General features: G+C 39.4%; 14 protein-coding genes and 1 tRNA gene. 5 read left to right on the forward strand and 10 right to left on the reverse strand.

All coding sequences use genetic code 11. From position 1 onward, the window contains the following. Positions 1 to 175 precede the first annotated feature (175 nt). The 3 genes from SJ2017_RS10935 to SJ2017_RS10945 all read left to right on the forward strand — a co-directional run bounded on the left by SJ2017_RS10935 (position 176) and on the right by SJ2017_RS10945 (position 2,113). Positions 176 to 514, forward strand: coding sequence for an ArsR/SmtB family transcription factor (locus SJ2017_RS10935; protein ID WP_080915777.1), 339 nt, complete (start codon positions 176 to 178; stop codon positions 512 to 514). A 99-nt stretch (positions 515 to 613) separates the two neighbouring features. Then, positions 614 to 1,699: an ACR3 family arsenite efflux transporter gene (gene arsB / locus SJ2017_RS10940; protein ID WP_080915778.1), complete on the forward strand. Its 1,086-nt coding sequence runs from the start codon at positions 614 to 616 to the stop codon at positions 1,697 to 1,699. A gap of 90 nt (positions 1,700 to 1,789) precedes the next feature. Then, entirely contained in the window at positions 1,790 to 2,113 is a 324-nt protein-coding gene (locus tag SJ2017_RS10945; protein WP_080915779.1) for a hypothetical protein, read from the forward strand. 163 nt (positions 2,114 to 2,276) lie between these two features. Here the strand turns inward: SJ2017_RS10945 and SJ2017_RS10950 are convergent, their stop codons facing one another. After that, positions 2,277 to 4,064 (reverse strand): DUF885 domain-containing protein, encoded by a 1,788-nt coding sequence (locus tag SJ2017_RS10950; RefSeq protein ID WP_080915780.1) that lies wholly within the window; start codon positions 4,062 to 4,064, stop codon positions 2,277 to 2,279. Positions 4,065 to 4,321: 257 nt separating this feature from the next. On the opposite strand from SJ2017_RS10950, the gene yegS reads away from it, so the two are divergent. Continuing rightward, positions 4,322 to 5,224: a lipid kinase YegS gene (gene yegS, locus SJ2017_RS10955; protein ID WP_080915781.1), complete on the forward strand. Its 903-nt coding sequence runs from the start codon at positions 4,322 to 4,324 to the stop codon at positions 5,222 to 5,224. Between the two features lie 78 nt (positions 5,225 to 5,302). On the opposite strand, the gene SJ2017_RS10960 is transcribed toward yegS, so the two are convergent. The 5 genes from SJ2017_RS10960 to SJ2017_RS10980 all read right to left on the reverse strand — a co-directional run bounded on the left by SJ2017_RS10960 (position 5,303) and on the right by SJ2017_RS10980 (position 11,185). After that, positions 5,303 to 5,533 carry a hypothetical protein gene (locus SJ2017_RS10960; protein ID WP_055024599.1) on the reverse strand — a complete coding sequence of 77 codons (231 nt, stop codon included), beginning with the start codon at positions 5,531 to 5,533 and terminating at the stop codon, positions 5,303 to 5,305. 192 nt (positions 5,534 to 5,725) lie between these two features. Then, a tRNA-Ser gene (locus SJ2017_RS10965) sits at positions 5,726 to 5,813 on the reverse strand. A gap of 188 nt (positions 5,814 to 6,001) precedes the next feature. Next, positions 6,002 to 6,634: a YchE family NAAT transporter gene (locus SJ2017_RS10970; RefSeq protein WP_055024600.1), complete on the reverse strand. Its 633-nt coding sequence runs from the start codon at positions 6,632 to 6,634 to the stop codon at positions 6,002 to 6,004. Between the two features lie 664 nt (positions 6,635 to 7,298). Then, positions 7,299 to 9,359 carry a dipeptidyl-peptidase 5 gene (locus SJ2017_RS10975; RefSeq protein WP_055024601.1) on the reverse strand — a complete coding sequence of 687 codons (2,061 nt, stop codon included), beginning with the start codon at positions 9,357 to 9,359 and terminating at the stop codon, positions 7,299 to 7,301. A gap of 290 nt (positions 9,360 to 9,649) precedes the next feature. After that, on the reverse strand, positions 9,650 to 11,185 hold the full coding sequence (locus SJ2017_RS10980; protein ID WP_080915782.1) for a fumarate hydratase: 1,536 nt from the start codon (positions 11,183 to 11,185) through the stop codon (positions 9,650 to 9,652). 153 nt (positions 11,186 to 11,338) lie between these two features. Here SJ2017_RS10980 and pabB point away from each other — a divergent pair, with 153 nt between their 5' ends. Beyond that, complete coding sequence (gene pabB / locus SJ2017_RS10985) at positions 11,339 to 12,781, forward strand: aminodeoxychorismate synthase component I (RefSeq protein ID WP_080915783.1); 1,443 nt, start codon at positions 11,339 to 11,341, stop codon at positions 12,779 to 12,781. Between the two features lie 188 nt (positions 12,782 to 12,969). Here pabB and SJ2017_RS10990 read toward each other — a convergent pair whose 3' ends face one another. From SJ2017_RS10990 to glgX, 4 genes are all read right to left on the reverse strand, one after another. After that, a complete protein-coding gene (locus tag SJ2017_RS10990) occupies positions 12,970 to 14,598 on the reverse strand; it encodes a glycogen synthase (protein ID WP_080917464.1) in 1,629 nt (542 codons plus the stop codon). 108 nt (positions 14,599 to 14,706) lie between these two features. Further along, on the reverse strand, positions 14,707 to 15,969 hold the full coding sequence (gene glgC, locus SJ2017_RS10995; protein ID WP_055024604.1) for a glucose-1-phosphate adenylyltransferase: 1,263 nt from the start codon (positions 15,967 to 15,969) through the stop codon (positions 14,707 to 14,709). Positions 15,970 to 16,021: 52 nt separating this feature from the next. Further along, complete coding sequence (locus SJ2017_RS11000) at positions 16,022 to 18,619, reverse strand: glycogen/starch/alpha-glucan phosphorylase (protein ID WP_080915784.1); 2,598 nt, start codon at positions 18,617 to 18,619, stop codon at positions 16,022 to 16,024. Between the two features lie 128 nt (positions 18,620 to 18,747). Further along, positions 18,748 to 20,895, reverse strand: coding sequence for a glycogen debranching protein GlgX (glgX, locus tag SJ2017_RS11005; RefSeq protein WP_080915785.1), 2,148 nt, complete (start codon positions 20,893 to 20,895; stop codon positions 18,748 to 18,750). Between the last annotated feature and the right edge of the window lies 1 nt (position 20,896).

A 20,896-nucleotide genomic window follows, 5' to 3' on the forward strand; every position in this document is an offset into this window, starting at 1 on the left:
TTAATTTATTAACAATTTAGACGGTCAGTTCGCCAAATTTATTGCAGAAAGCAACAATCAGGCATACTATATCGTTAATCGACGATTAACTATTGAGCTAGCAGAAGCTAAGTACCTAGACAAATATAGACAGGTTTATAGTTAAGCCGTGTAACAACTACTTTAAGGAATGCCCATGGTACAAAATTGTAAACAAAGTTCTGTATCAGCTTTTGAAGTCAATGAGCTGCAATTACTCATCGAAAAAACATTCGCAGCACAAGCGAAAGCCATGTCACACCCTGCTCGGATCCGAATTCTGAAGATATTGTTTAATCTTGATGAAATTGGTGGCTGTTTAAGTAGTGACCTTGTTTCAGAAGTTGGACTTGCTCAATCTACGGTATCGGAACATATACGTATTTTAAAACAAGCCGGTTTTATAACCGCTGAACCTAAGCCTCCTAAAATTTGTTACCGCATAAACCGCACTGCACTGGCTGATTATCAGCAGCAGTTTAACGATTTATTTTAACCAGACACTGATTGTTGAATAACGGAGTATGTAGCAACATACACCACACTATCGCTATTCGACGATATACGATTAAAGTCAATATAAGAGATAGTTACTATGAATGAACCAATTTCAGAAATGGCCAGTAAAAAAATGAGCTTTCTTGAACGTTATTTAACGGTTTGGATTTTTGTAGCCATGGCAATTGGCGTGTCAATTGGCGCATTATTTCCACAAGTAGAACAGCTTGCACAATCAATGAATGTCGGTAGTACCAATATCCCCTTAGCAATTGGCCTTATTCTTATGATGTATCCGCCTCTTGCAAAAGTGGATTACAAATTATTAGGTAAAGTCACTAAAGATAAACAAGTGATTACCCTTTCATTAATCATGAATTGGATTGTAGGTCCAATACTCATGTTCATTTTAGCCATGACTTTTTTAAGTGATTACCCAGGTTATATGGTTGGCATTATCTTAATTGGTATTGCTCGTTGTATCGCTATGGTATTGGTGTGGAATGATATTGGCGGTGGAAATAAAGAACTTGGTGCAGCACTCGTCGCCATTAACAGTGTATTTCAAATTTTAACCTACAGCTTCATGGCTTGGTTGTTTATCACTGTACTTCCACCCGTGTTCGGATACGAAGGTTTTGTTGTCGACATTTCAATGGCCGACATTGCTCAAAGTGTTTTGATATATCTGGGTATCCCATTTTTAGCTGGTTTTTTAACGCGTAAAATCCTAGTCGGAAAAAAAGGAGAGCAATGGTATAACGATGTCTTTATTCCTAAAATTTCGCCTGTGACTTTAATCGCTTTACTAGCAACGATTGTCTTAATGTTCAGCTTAAAAGGTGACATGATTTTAGAATTGCCTATGGATGTATTAAGAGTTGCGTTGCCATTAGGGATCTATTTTATACTTATGTTTTTCATAAGCTTTTTTATCGGCCAAAAAATGGGACTTCCTTACGATAAAAATGCTTCAATTGCATTTACTGCCACTGGTAACAACTTCGAATTAGCCATCGCTGTTTCAATCGCAGTGTTCGGTATTCATTCAGATCAAGCTTTTGCAGGCGTGATTGGCCCATTGATTGAAGTGCCTGTTTTAATCGCATTAGTGAATATTGCCTTAAGAATGAAAGCTAAATCAGAGGGTAAATTGACAAACAAAACGATGAACACAAATTAATCAATTAATGGCCAATATATAGATTTATTTGTTTTTACTTAATCAATAAAATGAACTGCATAAGTAAATAATATTCAAAGGATTTGAAGAGTGACATTTAACGTGTTTATAAAGCGTTTATTGATATTAGCGGTAGTATTAAACCTACCGCCTATTATCACACCACTGATTTTATTAATCGGTCTTGAGCCCACATTGCTTATCATGTCTCTAGGTGTTTGGGTAAATGTACCTCAGTTATTCGGGGTACAGTTAATCGTCGATACAACACAATTGAGTTATGGATCTTTTGGGCTAAATGAAGCCCCTAGCATTGTTTGGTTTGCTATTACTTTGTTTTGGACAGCTTGCGCTGCAATATGTTCTGCATTAAGCCTTATCATATTTAAAGCTAAACCTAGCACTCAAATGTAAAGAAAAATCGCGTTTGCACTTTATTATTTACACCTTATCGTTTAAACCTTGGAAATATTAAGATACGTATAAAAAAGCCGACACATGCTGTCGGCTTTTAATTGTTGCGCTCTACTATGAGAACGGTATCGCAAGTTCTGATAAACAAATTAGGTCATGCAAACTATTGGCTAGTCATTAGTTGCTTAATGTATTTAACCGGTGCACTTCCGTAACTTAGAAACTGTTCATGGAATGATTTTAAATCAAACTCTTCACCTTGAGCTTGTTTTAACTCTTCACGTAAATCATAAATTTCACGATATCCAGAGTAATAACTGGTTAATTGTACTTGGCTTAATGTTGCACGGCGCCACTTTCCTTCCGCTTCTGCTTGCTGCTGGAACGCTTCCTTAGTCATAAGCTCAATGGCTTGCTCTTCAGTCATCCCATTGACCTGAATGCTGTAATCCAAAATGGTATTTGCGATAACACGTAAATTCCACTTGTAGTACATCAACCACATTTCAGGTTCGAAATTACCGTACCCTTCTTCCAGCATCATCCGTTCGGTGTACACTGCCCATCCTTCAACCATGGCACCGTTACCAAATAAACTTTTTATCAAGCTAGGCGATTCGTTTGAATATACAAGCTGAGTATAATGTCCTGGAATCGCTTCATGGATATTTAATACTTGTAGAATCCAATGATTGTATTCACGTAAATAACTTTCTGCAGATTCATCGCTCATACCATCAAGAGGTGTGACATTATAGTAAGTATTAGCAGATTTTTCGTATGGACCGGGGGCACTGATTGAGGCTCCAGCAAAACCACGCATATATTCCGGTGTTTCTCTAACAACTAACGGCTTTGAAGGATCTAAAGTCATCAATTGTTTTTCATTAACAAACTTCACTAGCTCCGGAATTTGAGCTCTGACTTCATCGACAAAATCATCTCGTTTTACATGCTTAACTGATAACACATCAATTAACTGTTTTATCGCGACATTGTCATCTTTAGGGATAGGTGTATCGATATATTTAGACCAAATATCATGTGTTATTTTAGCCATCTCACTTTGAACACGAAGTTTGTCAGCTGTCGCTTTTTCAAACAATGCTTTCCCTGACATACCAGCTTGAATATCTAATGCAAACTTTTCTTCGTAAAGCTCTTCACCAATTCTAAAGCTACGTGCACCTTCTTTTTCAAGTTTAGCTTCTAGTGCTGTTAACCAATCAATATGTTGATTGATCGCTGTTTTAGCTAATTCAAAACGTGTATTGAACAGTGCTTTTTCAGTTGAAGATAAACCAGATTCAGCCACTTTATTCGCTAAGTCATCTGATAATACTGAAAACGCGCCTTTATTTTGCATGATGGCAAGTTGAGTATGTTCTATCGTCGGATTCTCAATATTCGCTTGCGCAGCTAAGTAATATGCAGGCACATTTTCAAGGCGCGCAATAACAGACTGCAGTCTTTCATCTAAAGGGGCAAAATCTTCATTAATGATTTGAGCGAACCCGCCTGCCACATTGTATTGCGAAGGATTCCATTGCCATGCTTTAAACCTTTCCTGTTGCCATTTAATACTCGCCAGAAGGTTCGAAATAAGCTCATAATCAATTAATTCACTCGTGGTTAAAGCGGTTTTATCAAAAGCAGTTAACTTAGCTTGTTGCTTGGCTACAAATGCTAAAGTTTTAGCGCGAGCCTGATCATTTGGCACTTCTAGATAGCCATCATTAACGTGTTTCCCACTGTATAACGCCCAAGTTGGGGACCATTGCCATAATGCGTTGATAAACTCATCAGAGTACTGCTGAAATGATACTGCAGACTGCTGTAACTCAGATTGTTGAACATTTTGGGCTGTTTTGGTGTCATTAGTCATTGAATTACAACCGACTAAACTGGCTAGGCCCAGTGAAATTGCTAAGGTAAGCGCTGATTTTTGCATCTTAATAAGTCCTTTTTATTCATCAAAACGATATTTTTATTGTTTTAAAAGGTTAATTTTTAATATAAAAGCGGATTTACGTTTAGTTGTTATTATTTTTATGGCATAAGTAAATCATGAACGTTATGACTTTGCAGCACAATAAACGTATTTGACATCTTTTGTGACATCTTTTTGTGAATAAAGAATCACAAAGCTGCCTTATCAACAATCGGGACGAGCACATTCGCTTTACTGACATCAATCAGGAAATATCCATGACAGCCAAATATTTCAGTTTAATACTTAATGGAAAAAAAGCCGGTATACCAGAAATTAGAACTGCGGTTTATGCACTAAGAGAAAGTGGAATAAAATTAGATGTTAAGGTCACTTGGGAAGGGCCTGACATGGAAAGGTTAATTAAAGAATCAATCGAATCAGGTGTTGATCGAGTCATTATTGGAGGTGGTGATGGCTCACTCAATGAAGCTGTCACAGCATTAATGCATTTAAAAGACAATGTCTCGTTACCTGAGGTAGCTGTGTTGCCTTTGGGTACGGCAAATGATTTTGCTACCGCCTGTAATATACCACCCAGCATTACAGATGCCCTAACCTTTGCTATTCATAATAAGGCGATAGATATTGATTTGATTGCTGCAAACGATCGACACTTTATTAATATCGCTGCCGCTGGCTTCGGTGCGCAAGTTACTGCAGAAACACCAGTCGAATTAAAAGACTTTTTAGGCGGCGGTGCTTATACCCTTACAGGCTTAGCAAAAGCCATCGGTTTTAAACCCTACGAAGGTAGCATAACGACTGATGAAGGTAAGTTTACTGGTAATATCGTTGTCGGAGCCATGTGTAATGGGCGCCAAGCTGGTGGCGGACAGATTCTCGCACCTAATGCAAAAATAAATGATGGTTTAATGGACGTCACTTTGCTTAAAGGATTTACACCATTAGAACTGCCTCAGGTGTTAGAAGAAATACAATCTGAAACGGCTAAAGGCGAGTTTTGCTTTCACTTTCAAACTCAGTGGCTAGAAATTGATTTCCCATTAAGCTTACCGCTCAACTTAGATGGTGAGCCTTACCGCAGTGAAAAAGTGCGATTTGAAGTGAAACCAAATGCGATTCGATTTGTATTACCAGAAAACAGCCCACTCATATAGATTAACGACAACACCAATGTAATGCTTGCAGTTAGAGATGTAAGCATTACACCCTGAGGTTTATGTCTGCTTATCATTTTATAAACAATCTTCTTGAAGTTTATAAGGAAACTTTAACCCTGCTCCCTGTGTTCCGTAAGAGACTTCTAATTGGCATGTACCCAAGCTGTCATGATCTGGCGCTAAATGAGTTGCAGTCATAAATGAAGCGACACATAACATTAATGAAGCCATGATGGTGGCATTGCCGTAAAACAACATTAATACTTCACCCGCATTCCACTGCTCAGACAATCTATTCGGTTTCATACTCTTCCTAAAAATTGAATCAATAATCAGAGTTAATCTAGTCGAAGAATTATTAAATATTAGGGGTATTAATAGTTATCATTTCACGCCAAAGCATAAAATATATAAGAATAGTACAGGTAAAAATACGAACAAAATGATGTCAGTTGGAAAGGCAAACTGGAGAAAAAGAAGAAATATCAGAAGATAAATTGGCGGTGACGGAGAGATTCGAACTCTCGAAAGGTTGCCCTTTACACACTTTCCAGGCGTGCTCCTTCAGCCACTCGGACACGTCACCTTTTCAATTTATTGTGCTAAAAGCACCGCCACTGTCAATGAAACAAAGTGAATAATGATTTCAATATCCTGTGAACGGACGGTACTTTACGCAAATGCGCTAGGAGGGTCAAGGGAAAATCCCCTCTTGTGTTCCTATTGCGCATTTGCTGTTCAAAAAGTCGATAAAATTCACTAACACTACGGATATTAAGCCATTAATGTCGGGAACAACCCCTTTAATCCTGCAGCGACAACTTCAATACCAATGGATAGCATTAATAGACCCATTAGACGAGTGATAACATTAATGCCTGTTGTGCCCAGAATTTTGAAGATGATTGGCGCCATTCTGAATAAGGCGAAACTCATTAAACCAAAAACGACAACAGTAATCGACATACCGATTAAATCGATCAGTTTATTATGATCAGAAGCAAAAACAATGACCGAACTAATGGCACCAGGACCTGCCATTAAAGGTAACGCTAACGGAACAACAGCTACTGATTCCATACCTGATGCTTCACGATCTTCTTCTTGGTTACGTTTAACTGGACTCAATTTACCTTGCAACATTGACATCGCAATAATGGCAATCAAACTACCACCTGCAATTCTAAATGCTGATAAAGAGATGCTAAACATATTTAATATATGCTGACCAATGAAAATAGTAACAAGCAATATCACTACCACAGCAAAATTAGCAACTTTACCAGTATGATTACGTTCTTCTTCTGTTTGATGACTTGTTAAGCTGACAAATACAGGCAATAAGCCCACAGGGTTGATAATCGCTACCAAGCCTAAAAAGAACTTAACATAAAGCATTAAATCCACATTTATACCCTCAAATATCGTTAGTTTTGTGGCTGAAAAAATAGTCGCGCAACTTTACTGTTTTTTGTTTCTTTTTCAATCGTGTTTTCTTAAAAGTTTGACTTAGTTAATAGTAATTTTACACTTGCTTAATACTCTTTAGTAACGACATCGTCGCCGTCACATTGACCACTGGCGTTGGCTCGTTTTGAATCATAAAAACACATTATTGAAATTAAGTTTCAAAATTCAGTTATTATGAATAATTCTAAGCCTTAAAAGAATAATATTTGTTATAATATCCATAGTTCTGAATTTCAATTACGCTGAGTTATTTCGATAACTTTTATAATAATAAACAGCATAAAAAAGCTAAGTTAAGGTTTTCAATGGGTAAACGTAACCGAATTAGTCAAAAAAATGGGCAGCGAAAATTTACCTGCTCAAGAAGAAGATTAGCTTATTTTTTGTGGATAACAAAAACAGGCCATAAATGTCCTCCAACAGAACTCAAACTTGCTGATAAAGACTAGGTCATTACTATAAAGCTTGCGCTTTGACACAGAGTTACCGCCACTTTATTCGTAGTGATTTTTTAATATCATCAACATAAACTAGCTAAAGTGACACAAAAAAAGAGATGCCATTAGCATCTCTTTTTTATTGGTTAACTGTAATGACAGTTTTATTTATTTTCAGTCCAGCGATCCATCCAGCCTAAAACATTTTTGTACCACTGCTGTAGATTATCTTGATTAAGGATCCAGTGATTTTCGTCTGGGAACATTAATAACTCTGATGGGATACCGTTACGCTGCATATAGGTAAATGCCGCTAAGCCTTGACCATATGGAACACGGAAATCCTTTTCGCCATGAATAACTAGCATCGGCGTTTTCCAGTTTTCAACGTAATTAACTGGGTTAAATTTCTCGTATAAGTCTTTGTTTTCTGTATACGTACCGCCAAACTCGTACTCAGGGAACCATAGTTCTTCTGTGACGTGATACATAGAGCGCATGTCAAACAAACCAGCGTGGTTAACTAAACACTTAAAACCGTCGCTCCAATTACCTTGGAACCAGTTCATCATGTAACCACCGTATGAACCACCTAAGGCACATGCGTTTTCAGTATCTAACCACTTTTGTTGCTGGCCTACTGCAGCCAAGCCTTTTTGTAAATCTTCTAAAGGTTTACCGCCCCAATCTTTAGATATTGAATCAGTAAAGGCTTGGCCATAACCTGTTGAACCATGGAAATCTACCATCACCACACCATAGCCAGCACCAGCCCATAGTTGTGCATTCCAGCGACCACTAAATGAGTTGCCAAATGAACCTTGCGGGCCACCGTGAACTAAATATGCAACTGGGTACTTTTTACCAGACTCGTAGTTAGCAGGTTTAATCCAGTAACCATGTACAGTCTCGTTGTTCCAGCCTTTAAAGTTAAACTGTTGGAATTCACCAAATTGAATTTTGGCTAACTTATCTTCGTTGACATTCGTTAGGCGTGTTAAATTTTCGCCTTCTAAACTAATTTTGTATAAATCACCAGGTTCAACCAATGACTTGTTACTGAAAATAATGCTTGAATCAGTCACAGCAACTAAGCTGTTGCTGCCATCATTATAGATTGGTCGAACATCACCAAACTGTGTGTTGACCTCGAAGATACTGACTTGACCAACGTCTTGAGCTGTCACATACAATGTGCGTCCATCATCACTAAAAGTCAGTGAATGTGGGCTGCGATCCCATAACGGTGCAACTTCTTTTTCTGCCCCTGTTACAGTGTCACGTAGCATAATACGGTAGCGATCGGCTTCAAAACCTGGTTTGCTCATCGCTAAATAGGCTAATTGACGACCATCTTTTGAATAAGTCGGTTGTGCATCCCATGCTAAGTTTTTCTCAGTAAGGTTTTCTGCATCACCACCAGTTACTGGCACTTTCCATAAATCATAATTTGTTGTCCAAGCCTGATCTTTGCTTGGCGCTTTAGCGCTATAAACGATGTGTTTACCATCTGCGGTAAAAGTGACTTCTTCCATTCCTGAAAATGGCTTTGGCGGCGTTTCAGTATCTAAACCAAATGTGACGTCAACAACTTCAGTTACAGGCTTACCATTTAGCTGGCCTACAAATAAATGGCTACGGGCATGATCTTCCCAAGTATCCCAATGGCGAACCATTAATTGCTTATATTCACGCCCAGTTGTTTTCTTATTTTCTTCAGCTTCAATGCGATCGACTGTGCAAGTTAAATCTTTACAGTCTGGGAAAACACGCATATTCATGACAACTTGTTTGCCATCGTTTGAAAGCTTGTAGCCATTGACATCAAGTGGTAAATCGGTGACTTGCATTGCTTCACCGCCAGTTAACGGCAGATTAAAAAGCTGACTGGTACCATTACGAGCCGCTAAGAAGTAAATTGATTTATCATCAACACTGAAATTAACATCATGTTCGGTGCCACTGTGTGAAGTAATTTGTTTTGGTTTAGCGTCTTTATTTGTTAAGTCCAATAAATACAAATCAGAACGGCTTTCACCCTGTTCATCAATTTGTTTGACCGCATAAACCAATTTACTACCGTCATTTGACACAGCAGCAGAATGAAGCTTATTTAAATTAACCAGCTGTTGAACATTAAATGGCGTTTTGCTTGTTTCTGCAGCTTGTGCAGTTAACGCAAAACCTGCGGCAGTTAGCGCAAGTAAAAGCGATGATTTTCTCATTAGATGATGTTCTCTTGTTATTTTTTGTTGTTTATAGCAATAGCATTGCCGATATAATTCGGTTCAACTTTATACGTTGACGCCGTCTAGCGATGGCCTGTTAGATTCTCGTTGTTGTTCTGCAACCGCTATGTTTAAAAAGCTGATTAGCACAGTACCCAAACAAAAACGCTCAGGCAATAGAGCAGTTCAAAAAAATGAAGCATTCTATTTCTGAGCGTTAATTTTTATCCAATTTGGCTAAATATAAACCACAAATGGACCGGATTATCTAGCATCGCAAGCGTTAATTAGCTTTTTGCGTTAGCAATGTTCACTTTCCAGATTGCAGGACCCGTTTCGTGAGCATTCACGCCTTGAGTATCCACCGCCACAGTAACTGGCATATCTTTAACATCGAACTCGTAAATGGCTTCCATACCTAAATCTTCAAATGCAACAACACGAGACTTTTTGATTGCTTTAGAGACTAAGTATGCAGCGCCACCCACAGCCATTAAGTAAACCGCTTTATGTTTCTTAATTGACTCAACGGTTTGTGGGCCACGTTCTGACTTACCAATCATGCCCATTAGCCCAGTCTTTTCAAGCATTAGGTCAGTGAACTTATCCATTCGTGTTGCAGTTGTAGGGCCTGCTGGGCCAACCACTTCATTGCCAACAGGGTCAACTGGGCCTACGTAGTAAATAAACTTACCAGTAAAGTCGACCCCTTCAGGTAAGCCTTCACCTGATTCGATAAGGGTTTGAATTCGCTTATGCGCAGCATCACGGCCCGTTAACATTTTTCCGTTAAGTAATAAGGTATCGCCACTCTTCCAAGTTTCAATTTCAGCTTGAGTGACATTGTCTAAATCAACTCTGTGCGTGTTTTCACCTGCTTCACGGGTAATTTCAGGCCAGTCAGACAATGAAGGTGGAGATAAATCAGCTGGACCTGTTCCATCTAAGTGAAAGTGGACATGTCGTGTTGCAGCACAGTTCGGGATCATCACAACCGGTTTAGATGCAGCATGTGTTGGTACTGATTTAACTTTAATATCTAGCACAGTGGTTAAACCACCGAGCCCTTGAGCACCGATACCCGTATTATTGGCACGCTCAAAAATATCTAAACGTAATTTTTCTTCAGTTGTTTCAGCGCCTCGTTCCATTAATTCATGGATATCGACTGGATCCATCAATGATTCTTTCGCTAATACAGCGGCTTTTTCAGCAGTACCACCAATACCTATACCTAACATTCCTGGAGGACACCAACCTGCCCCCATCGTCGGTAAGGTTTTTTCAACCCAAGCAGCAATATCATCTGATGGGTTTAACATCACCATCTTAGATTTATTTTCTGACCCACCGCCTTTCGCTGCGATCATCACTTCAACATGATTACCAGGTACCATGTCGATATGAACGACCGAAGGCGTGTTATCACGGGTGTTTTTTCGAGTACCAGCAGGATCGGCAACAATAGACGCACGTAACGGGTTATCTGGATTGGTGTATGCTTGACGTACACCCTCATCGACCATTTGCTGCACGGTCATATCCGATTTATCCCACTGTACACCCATGCCGATTTTAACAAACGTCGTCACAATACCCGTGTCTTGACATAAAGGACGCTTGCCTTCAGCAGACATACGAGAGTTGATAAGAATTTGTGCAATCGCGTCTTTCGCCGCTGCACTTTCTTCGCGATCATAGGCTTTAGCCATCGCATCAACAAAGTCTTTTGGATGATAATAAGAAATATACTGTAATGAATCTGCAATGCTTTCGATAAAGTCAGCTTGCTTAATTACAACACTAGCAGAATGTGTAGACATATAGGGGCGCTCCAGCAGCCGATGCGGCATAACTTGTTTTATTTTTATTTGAATACTCTAAATTGTATTCATTTAGCTATTAATCCTTGCAAGGACAATATGATACTCTTTCCAACCTTTTTGGGCTACATCACTTTTTAAATAGGTTTAGTAATGCGTTTAATTAACTCCCCATCATTAGCTGTCAAATCACTCGATTGGGCTCAAGATAGTCATACTGTCTTTAGTGCCATTGCGCAGCAACCATGGGCAATGTTATTAGACTCATCCCATACCAGTCATCAAGATGCCAATTACGATATTATCGTATTCAATCCAGTGGCAACTATAGAAAGCATAGCTGACAATATTCAATGGAAATTTCATCAAAAAATCACAAAAAATCAGGATTTTGCCCCAAAGAGCAAAACACGAGTTTCATTAACTGTTTTTGATGTTATTCAACAATTACAAACCTATCTTTACCCAGTAAAACAATCAAGCCAGCTACCTTTTAGCGGTGGCGTGGTTGGCAGCTTTAATTATGATTTAGGTAGAATAATCGAAAAGCTACCTCAACAAGCACTGAAAGATATTCAGCTTAACGATGTAAACCTTGGTTTTTATGACTTTGCCTTACTTTATTGTCATCAGCAACATCAATGGTTAGCTGTCCATTATTTAGGTGAAGAAGCACTCAATATTGAATTGAATAAAATTGATAACTTAATATCAATAAAAGATAGTACTCACGAAACACAAGAGTTCACATTAACTTCTTCTTGGATAAATCAAACTACAAAACAGCAATATACAGAAAGATTTAATAAGGTTCAGCAATATCTTCATCAAGGTGATTGCTATCAAATTAATTTAACCCAAAGATTTAGTGCAAGTTATAAAGGTGATGAATGGCAGGCATATTGCGCGCTTTCAGATGCTAACAAAGCCCCCTTTTCAGCCTTTATACGGTTAAAAAATCACTGCATTTTATCTATTTCACCTGAACGATTTATCCAGCTTCACGACAATAAAATATCCACCAAACCAATTAAAGGCACCATGCCTCGCGGCGCCACATCAGATCAAGATTCACTGTTTGCAGAGCAGTTACGTCAATCAGAAAAAGACTTAGCTGAAAACGTCATGATTGTTGATTTACTTAGAAATGACATCAGCAAAGTGGCTACAGCGGGTTCCGTGAATGTACCGAAATTATTTGAGATTGAGAGTTTTCCTGCAGTACATCATTTAGTCAGTACAGTAGAAGCGACACTCGACAGCCAATATGATGCAGTAGATTTACTTAAAGCGGCTTTTCCTGGTGGTTCAATCACTGGCGCGCCCAAAATCCGTTCAATGGAAATTATCGAAGAATTAGAGCCTTCAAGACGCAACATTTATTGTGGCAGTATTGGCTATATCAGTCAGGATGGTCGTATGGATACAAGTATCACCATTCGTACCCTTGTCACTGAAGATAATAAGCTTTATTGCTGGGCTGGCGGCGGAATCGTTGCTGACTCGAATGTTGATGCTGAATATCAAGAATCATTTGATAAAGTCAGTAAAATTTTGCCAATACTTACTAACGTTAATCAATCCAACGTTAAATAATCTAACCTTAGACAAAGCTAAATCATCAAACGTTATGGAAATTAACCATCAATAATGCGTCAATTTCCATACCTTAAGTTTTACGCTAAGACTATTAATAACTGCCTTTTAATATCAGCATTTTGATACAAAGCGATTAATTGAAGGGTCTTGATACCGACTATTGATACCTGGCTATTAATAACAGTCTATTGATACAATTTATCTTTGTATTGTTGCGCTACACTATGCCAATCAAAACGCACATCCGCCGCCGACTGTCGCATTTTTTTGTATTGTAATAAATCATTAGTATGTAGTGATAATGCACTGACCACTACTTCAATCAATTGCTGTGATTGCTCAGCTAATCCTTGCCCCTCAAATAACCAACCATTTTTTTTATGGATTATGGTGTCTTTTAAACCACCTACACTGTGGGCTATGCAAACTTGAGCTGATTTCATCGCAAGTAATTGACTTATACCGCATGGCTCAAAGCTACTAGGCATGATAAATAAGTCCCCTTGCTTATATAAGACTTGTGATAATGCATCATCATAGCCGTTTAAAAAGACAAAATTGTCATATTTAGCCGCAATGACTTGAAACTCTTGCGCTATTTTTTCATCTCCACTGCCTAGTAATACAAATATACCATTTGGTTTATGAATATTTAGTTGAATCAAGATTGCTTCTAGCGTCGAACCATACTCATGATGTGGCTGCCTTAAGAGTAATACCTTTTGGTCGGTTAGACGGCCAACAGAGGTCATAACAAAATCAACCGTTACAGCATCAGAGCTAGTCGTAATAGCGCGATGGTCATATGAGTTTTTCATCGACAGCAATTGCAATCGCGATAGTGCAATTTGATCCACGCTTTTTACCCACTGACTTTGTCCCATCCAACGAATTAACGCGCGTTGCGCTGACGCTTCGATCTGAATAAATGCAGGTTGTGAGTCAAGTTCAACTGATGAATCGTCATAAACACAGCCATTTAGAATACCTACAACATCGCCACGTTGATGTTTATCTTGAAGTGATTGCTCCAAGCCTTCTCCACCAAAAAATCCATTTTGATGATCGGATGGCAGTAATACTTCTGTTGCATAGCTTGGCGACACTAAATGTACTTTATCGCTCAATTCTATACCCATTCTCATTGGATTAATGCACTCAGGATAACGAGGGTCGGTAATTTGCAGCTTCTGTTCGTGGGTTAATTGTCTTGCTAAATCAGGATACCAAGCACAAAAGGATGAAACGTCATCTCGAATAGGTCGTATCCCTTGTATCGCTAAATTGTGAATTGAAAAAACACAACGAATATCCTTTAACGTTTTATATTCTGTTGCGAACGCTCTTAACATCACTAAAAAGCCAGTATGCCAGTCATGCATGTGTAAATAATCAACACGGCCAAGCAAACCATCAACATACGCTTGGGCAACTGCAAGATTAAACAAGGCAAACTTACTGGCATCTTCAGCAAACGGCCTTTCACTACTGCCGTTACAGTAAACTTGATTGTTAGGCCCATTAAATAGCGGGTGATCAAACAAAAAAACCTGATTATTTATTTTGGTTGAATTGGCTGCCTTAATCGGTAGTGACACCTGCCATAAAACCACTTTCTCGCTATTAGCACCAAACTTAACAACGACCTCGCCAACGAGTGTTGCCTGCTGCTGTTTTGCAATAAAGCCATAATTAGGCATGCCCACATCAACGTTAATATCAACACCCGCCAAAGCCAAAGGAAGATCACGAATGACATCTGCCATCCCGCCAACTTTGGCTCCCTTTATGGCATCATTTTCAGCAGCAATCATCAGCACTTTTTTCAAAACATCTCCTTGCTCGTAGTTTTTCTATTTAACAAACTCACTCAACATTGAAGCCACAAGTTCTGTGGCTTCAATAGCAGTAAACTTTAGTGATTACTCATATCCAACCGGCAGTCCAAGCATATTGCGAGTAACTAAAGTGATGCCTTTTTCAGATACTCGAAAGCCGCGGTCTATATCTTGTTGTTTGTTATAGCCAATCTCCATCCCCTCAGGAATGATGCAGCCACGATCGATAATCGCATTTTGAATTTTGCAATTTTTCAACACGACAACATCTGGCAATAGCACAGAGTCTTTCACAAACGAGTATGAACATACGCGTACTTCATCAAAAAGCACGCTACGTTTAACCTTCGCACCCGAAATGATACATCCACCAGAAACGATAGAATCTACCGCCATCCCTCTTCGGTCATCGTCATCAAACACGAACTTAGCGGGTGGCAACTGTTCTTGATATGTCCAAATTGGCCATTTTGCATCATATAAATTGAGCGCTGGCGTCGGTGACAGCAATTCCATATTTGCTTGAAAGAAAGAGTCTAAGGTACCAACATCACGCCAATAAGCCGGCTCGTCAGGTACTGCACTCGTAAAAGGAAATGCAAATACATTCGCATCTTTAATAATTGAAGGAATAATGTCTTTACCAAAGTCTCTATCAGATTGATCATTGTCAGCATCTTTGCGTAACTGATCGAATAGGAATTTAGTGTTAAACACATAGTTACCCATTGACGCTAAACAAAATTCTTCATTACCGGGAATAGACTTAGGCACTTCAGGCTTTTCTTCAAAACCTATTACACGTTTATCTTGATCCACTTCCATGACGCCAAACGAACCCGCGGCTTCAGGTATCGGTGTTTCAAGGCAACATACTGTCATATCTGCGCCTGACTCTGCATGTGCAGCTAACAGCCCAGCATAATCCATGCGATAGACATGATCTCCAGATAAAATCATGATGTATTTGGGTAATTCATGTCTAATAATATCGATATTTTGGAATACCGCATCGGCTGTACCTTCATACCAATTACCTGAGGTTTGTTGTGATGCAGGTAGTATTTCAACTGACTCACCTAATTCCTTTTTAAAATGGCCCCAGCCCCGACTGACATGGCGGATCAGTGAATGTGACTTATATTGAGTCACAACCCCAACTCTGCGTATACCTGAATTTATACAATTTGATAAAGGGAAATCGATGATGCGAAATTTACCGCCAAAATATAACGCCGGTTTCGCACGCCAGTCAGTCAACTCATGTAAACGAGAGCCCCTTCCTCCTGCTAATATGATGGCGTATGTATCCCTTGTAAGATTACTGATATATCGAACGTTTGACATATATAATTAACTCCTAACTTCACAACGTAGATCGATTAAAGCGATAAATTGCTCATTGTTTAGCAAGCCAAATATCATCACGATAAGCACTGATGGTATTGTCACTAGAGAAACGGCCGCTTGATGCGGTATTTCGGATACTCATTTGGGTCCAACCTTGTTGATCGGCATACGCCAAAGAGACTTTTTCTTGAGCTTGTTTATAAGCTTCAAAATCTGCGGCGATCATCCATTGATCGAAAGGATCTTCAATTGCAGCAATAATACTGTCGAATATGCCAGGTTCCACTAAGTTAAAGTGGCCACTTTTAAGCATGTTGATGACATTCGCTAATGCGGGGGATTGCTGAATAAAATCATGGGGGTTGTAGTGAGATTTAAGCTCACTGACTTCATCAGCGCGTAAACCAAATAGGAAGAAGTTTTCTTCTCCAACCTCTTCTAACATTTCAATGTTAGCGCCATCGAACGTACCGATAGTCATGGCGCCATTCATCATAAATTTCATGTTTCCAGTACCTGATGCTTCTTTACCTGCAGTTGATATTTGCTCTGATAAGTCAGTACCTGGGCATATTTTTTCCATTGCGCTGACGTTGTAATTCGGTAAGAAGGCAAATCGTAGGTACGGAGATACAATAGGGTCAGAATTCACCATGTGCGCCACATTGTTCGCCAATTTTATTATTTGTTTGGCCATGGCATATCCAGGAGCAGCCTTGCCTCCTATCAACACACATCTTGGCTGTAAGTCTTTTGTGTCACCCGACAAAATTCGTTGATACAAATGAATGACGTGTAAAATGTTTAACAATTGACGTTTATATTCATGTATCCGTTTCACTTGAACATCGAACATCATGTTCGGTTCAAACGCCACTTCACATTCATCAAGAACCAATTTAGCTAATTCGACTTTGTTATCGTATTTCACTTGTTGCCACTGTTTGACAAATGTTTTGTCGTCAGTGAAAGCATTAAGCGCGGTAAGTTGAGTGAGATCGGTTAACCAACTCTCCCCTAAACGGCGATTAATAAGCTGGGTTAATCTTGGGTTACAATGCACGAGCCAACGTCTTGGGGTAACGCCATTGGTCTTATTATTAAACTTATGGGGCCATAATGAATAAAAGTCTTTAAATAGCCCTTGCTTAAGTAATTGAGTATGAAGCCCTGCAACGCCATTGACAGAAAAGCTTGCCACAATTGCTAGATATGCCATACGTACGTGTGGATGCGCCCCTTCCTCAATTATCGACATCGATGCCAATTTATGGGTATCACCTGGCCAATGATGTGCTACATGCTCAAGATAGCGGGCATTTATTTCATAGATGATATCTAATATCCGTGGCAGCATATTACCTAGCATTCTTACAGGCCAGCGTTCTAGCGCTTCTGGTAATAATGTGTGGTTGGTATAAGCCATCGATTCTGTGGTGACTTGCCAAGCTTCATCCCAACCTAGGCCATAGCTATCCATTAAAAGACGCATTAATTCGGGTACAGCAATACTCGGATGAGTATCGTTTAACTGCATCACATTGCGCTGACTAAATTGGCTAAAGTCTGCACCGTAAACGGCGGTATAACGCTGTAAAATATCTTGTAAGCTTGCTGATGATAAAAAGTATTGCTGCCTTAACCTGAGTTCTTTACCATTTTCACTGGCATCATTTGGGTACAGTACCATCGTAATTTGTTCTGCTAGATTTTTACGAGCAACGGCTTCGGTATAATCACCATCATTGAATTCTGCCAAATCAAAATCATCAGTTGCTTCAGCTTTCCATAACCTCAATGTATTAATTCGGCCGTTACGAAAACCTGGTACTGGCATATCATGTGGAATCGCTTGCACATCTTGTGTATCAACCCAGACATAATGGCGATTGCCACTTGGGTCGACATAAGTTTCTGTATGACCAAAGAACGGAACAGTAATGGCATGGTTGGCCATCCTGACTTCCCAAGGGTTGCCTTCACGTAGCCAACGATCAGGTTGTTCGACTTGATAACCGTCCACCAGCTTTTGTTTAAACATGCCGTACTCATAACGAATACCATAGCCAACAACAGACAAGTCTAAACTTGCACAACTGTCTAAAAAGCACGCAGCTAAACGCCCTAAGCCTCCGTTTCCAAGTCCAGCATCTAGTTCAGCTTCTTGTAGCGATTCGAGGTCTGCTGCATACTCCGCCAGTGCCTCATGTGTTTCTTTGGTCAAATCAAGACTTAACAGCGCATTACCTAATGATCTGCCCATCAAAAACTCTAAGGACAAATAAGCAACTTGTTTTTGTTGGTACTGATTGTCTTTGAGGCGTGTCTCTCGCCATTGGTTTAAAAGTTGATTTTTAACTGTAGAAGCAAGTGCACTATACATATCGTTAATGGCATGCTCATCACGGCATAACGACCCATGTATTTGACGCTTAAATTTAGCTGCCAACGTCTCGCACGGATCGCAATCATGATTACTGCCCACGACTTCCAATGTTGATTGATTTACTGCTGAATTGGTATCTAATTCATCAGGCTTCACCTGTTTGGCTTTACCTGACTTTGCCGTCTTGGCTGGCTTTTTTACTGAAGACTTATCTTTAATAGATGGTTTTTCAGTAGTCGATTTCCCTTTCGTTACTGTCATATAGACTCCTTAGCACCTTACAATGTTAATCGTTCAATAAACCGGATCTGACTCGGTTAGCTAATTTGTTAAACAACGCGTTTTACATAGTCTTTTGACGACTGAAATGACGACTACAAAGCGAATTTTCAATTGACTACCTTGTTGTTAAGCTGATGATGTGCATGAAATAATTTTAAACTTCGCCCACAAAGCAAAACTGCCTCTGATTTTTCTTTTTCATTGGGTTTAGTTTGAAATTTTTGATGGGTTAATTGCGTATCAACTAATAGTTGCCAACCTTGATATCCCTCAACTTCGGGTAATTGAAACGGCTTTGATTCTTCACAAGCATTCAATAGGAGTAATAAGGCTTGTGGGTATTGATAAGGTGGTATCACTTCTGAGGTGATCACAACTGCTAAAGTGCGAGTTTCAGCTTCGCTCCACTGTTGTTTGACCATAGGTTCGCCATGACGGCTATACCAAGTAAAGCCGTTTGCGCATTGATCTTCTGGTTCATGAATGAACTCGGCATAACAAAGAATCGGAAAACGCTGGCGCAGTTTAATAAGTTCAGACGTAAATTCTACCAATGGCCAGTCAATTTTCTGCCAGTCTATCCAACAGATGGAATTGTCTTGGCAATATGCATTGTTATTACCTTGCTGACTGTGGCCCATTTCATCACCACTGAGCAGCATTGGTACGCCCTGAGATAGCATTAATGTAGTGATGAAATTTCTTTGCTGCCTAGCTCGAATATTAATAATATTTTCGTTGCTAGTATGGCCTTCAACGCCATAGTTATGACTTAGGTTTTCATGATGGCCGTCTCGGTTGTCTTCGCCATTAGCTAAATTGTGCCTGTGTTGATAACTCACAACATCACGGAGAGTAAAACCATCGTGGCTGGTAATGAAGTTAATACTGGCAGAAGGTGCTCGACCATGATGTTCAAAAAAGTCACCAGAACCATGAAATCGTCGAGCAAACTCTGGCAACATGCCTTTATCGCCCCGCCAAAAACGTCTCATGGTGTCACGATACCTGTCATTCCATTCACTGAATGCAATGGGATAATTACCGAGTTGATAACCGCCTGGTCCAATGTCCCAAGGCTCGGCTATTAACTTAACCTGACACAATACAGGGTCTTGACTTAATGCATCAAAAAAACCACAGCCTGGATCAAACCCATATACTTCACGACCAAGACAACTTGCTAAATCAAACCTAAAGCCATCTACCCCCATGACCTCAACCCAGTAGCGTAATGAGTCCATAATTAACCTCAGAACCTGAGGATGGTTTGAGTTAACCGTATTTCCACAGCCAGTATCATTGATATACAAACGCTGATCGTTTGACACTAATCGGTAATAACTGGCGTTATCAATACCTCGGAAACTAAGTGTTGGCCCTAGGCGGTTTCCTTCTGCAGTATGGTTATAAACTACGTCTAAAATAACTTCGATACCTGCATCATGAAAACGATCAACCATCTTTCTAAACTCACCAATATCCTCGCTACTTAAATAACTGGGATTTGGCGCAAAAAAACCAATCGAGTTATAGCCCCAATAGTTGTTTAGATTTTTTTCAATTAAAAATGGCTCATTTAAAAATGATTGAACTGGTAATAGCTCAACACAGTTCACGCCCAACTGAGTTAAATATTGCAATGAGCTTTTTGAGGCTAAACCTGCAAACTTTCCTTGATGAGCTTTATTAACTTCGGGATTCAGTACACTGAATCCTTTAACGTGCATTTCATATATAACGGTGCTTTCAAGAGGAATGTTAAGTCTTTTTACAGGTGTAGATTTCAGTACTGAATCATCAATCACGACACATTTAGGCATATATTGTGCGTTATCGATTTCACAAAACGACAAGTCTGCATCAACATCATTTCGGCTAATGTCATAACCATAATTTGCATCGTTGGGTGCTAAGTTGCCTTTAAGTTGTTTTGAATAAGGATCGAGTAACAATTTATTGTGATTAAACCTGTGACCCAAGTGAGGTTGATATGGACCGTAAACACGATAACCATATAAATCCCCCGCTTTTACACCAGGCACAAAACCGTGCCAAATTTGCTTGGTTTTATGTACCAAACAAATTTGTTTTTCGTTATTGCCGTTATGATCAAACAGGCATAACACAACTTGTGTTGCATTCGCTGAAAAAATAGCAAAGTTCACCCCACCAGCAATCACCGTTGCACCAAGTGGATATGATTGTCCTTTGGTAACAAGAACATTGAGGTTATTTTCAGCGCCGTTGTTCATC

The sequence above is a fragment of the Shewanella japonica genome, from assembly GCF_002075795.1.
Lineage (GTDB): Bacteria > Pseudomonadota > Gammaproteobacteria > Enterobacterales > Shewanellaceae > Shewanella > Shewanella japonica.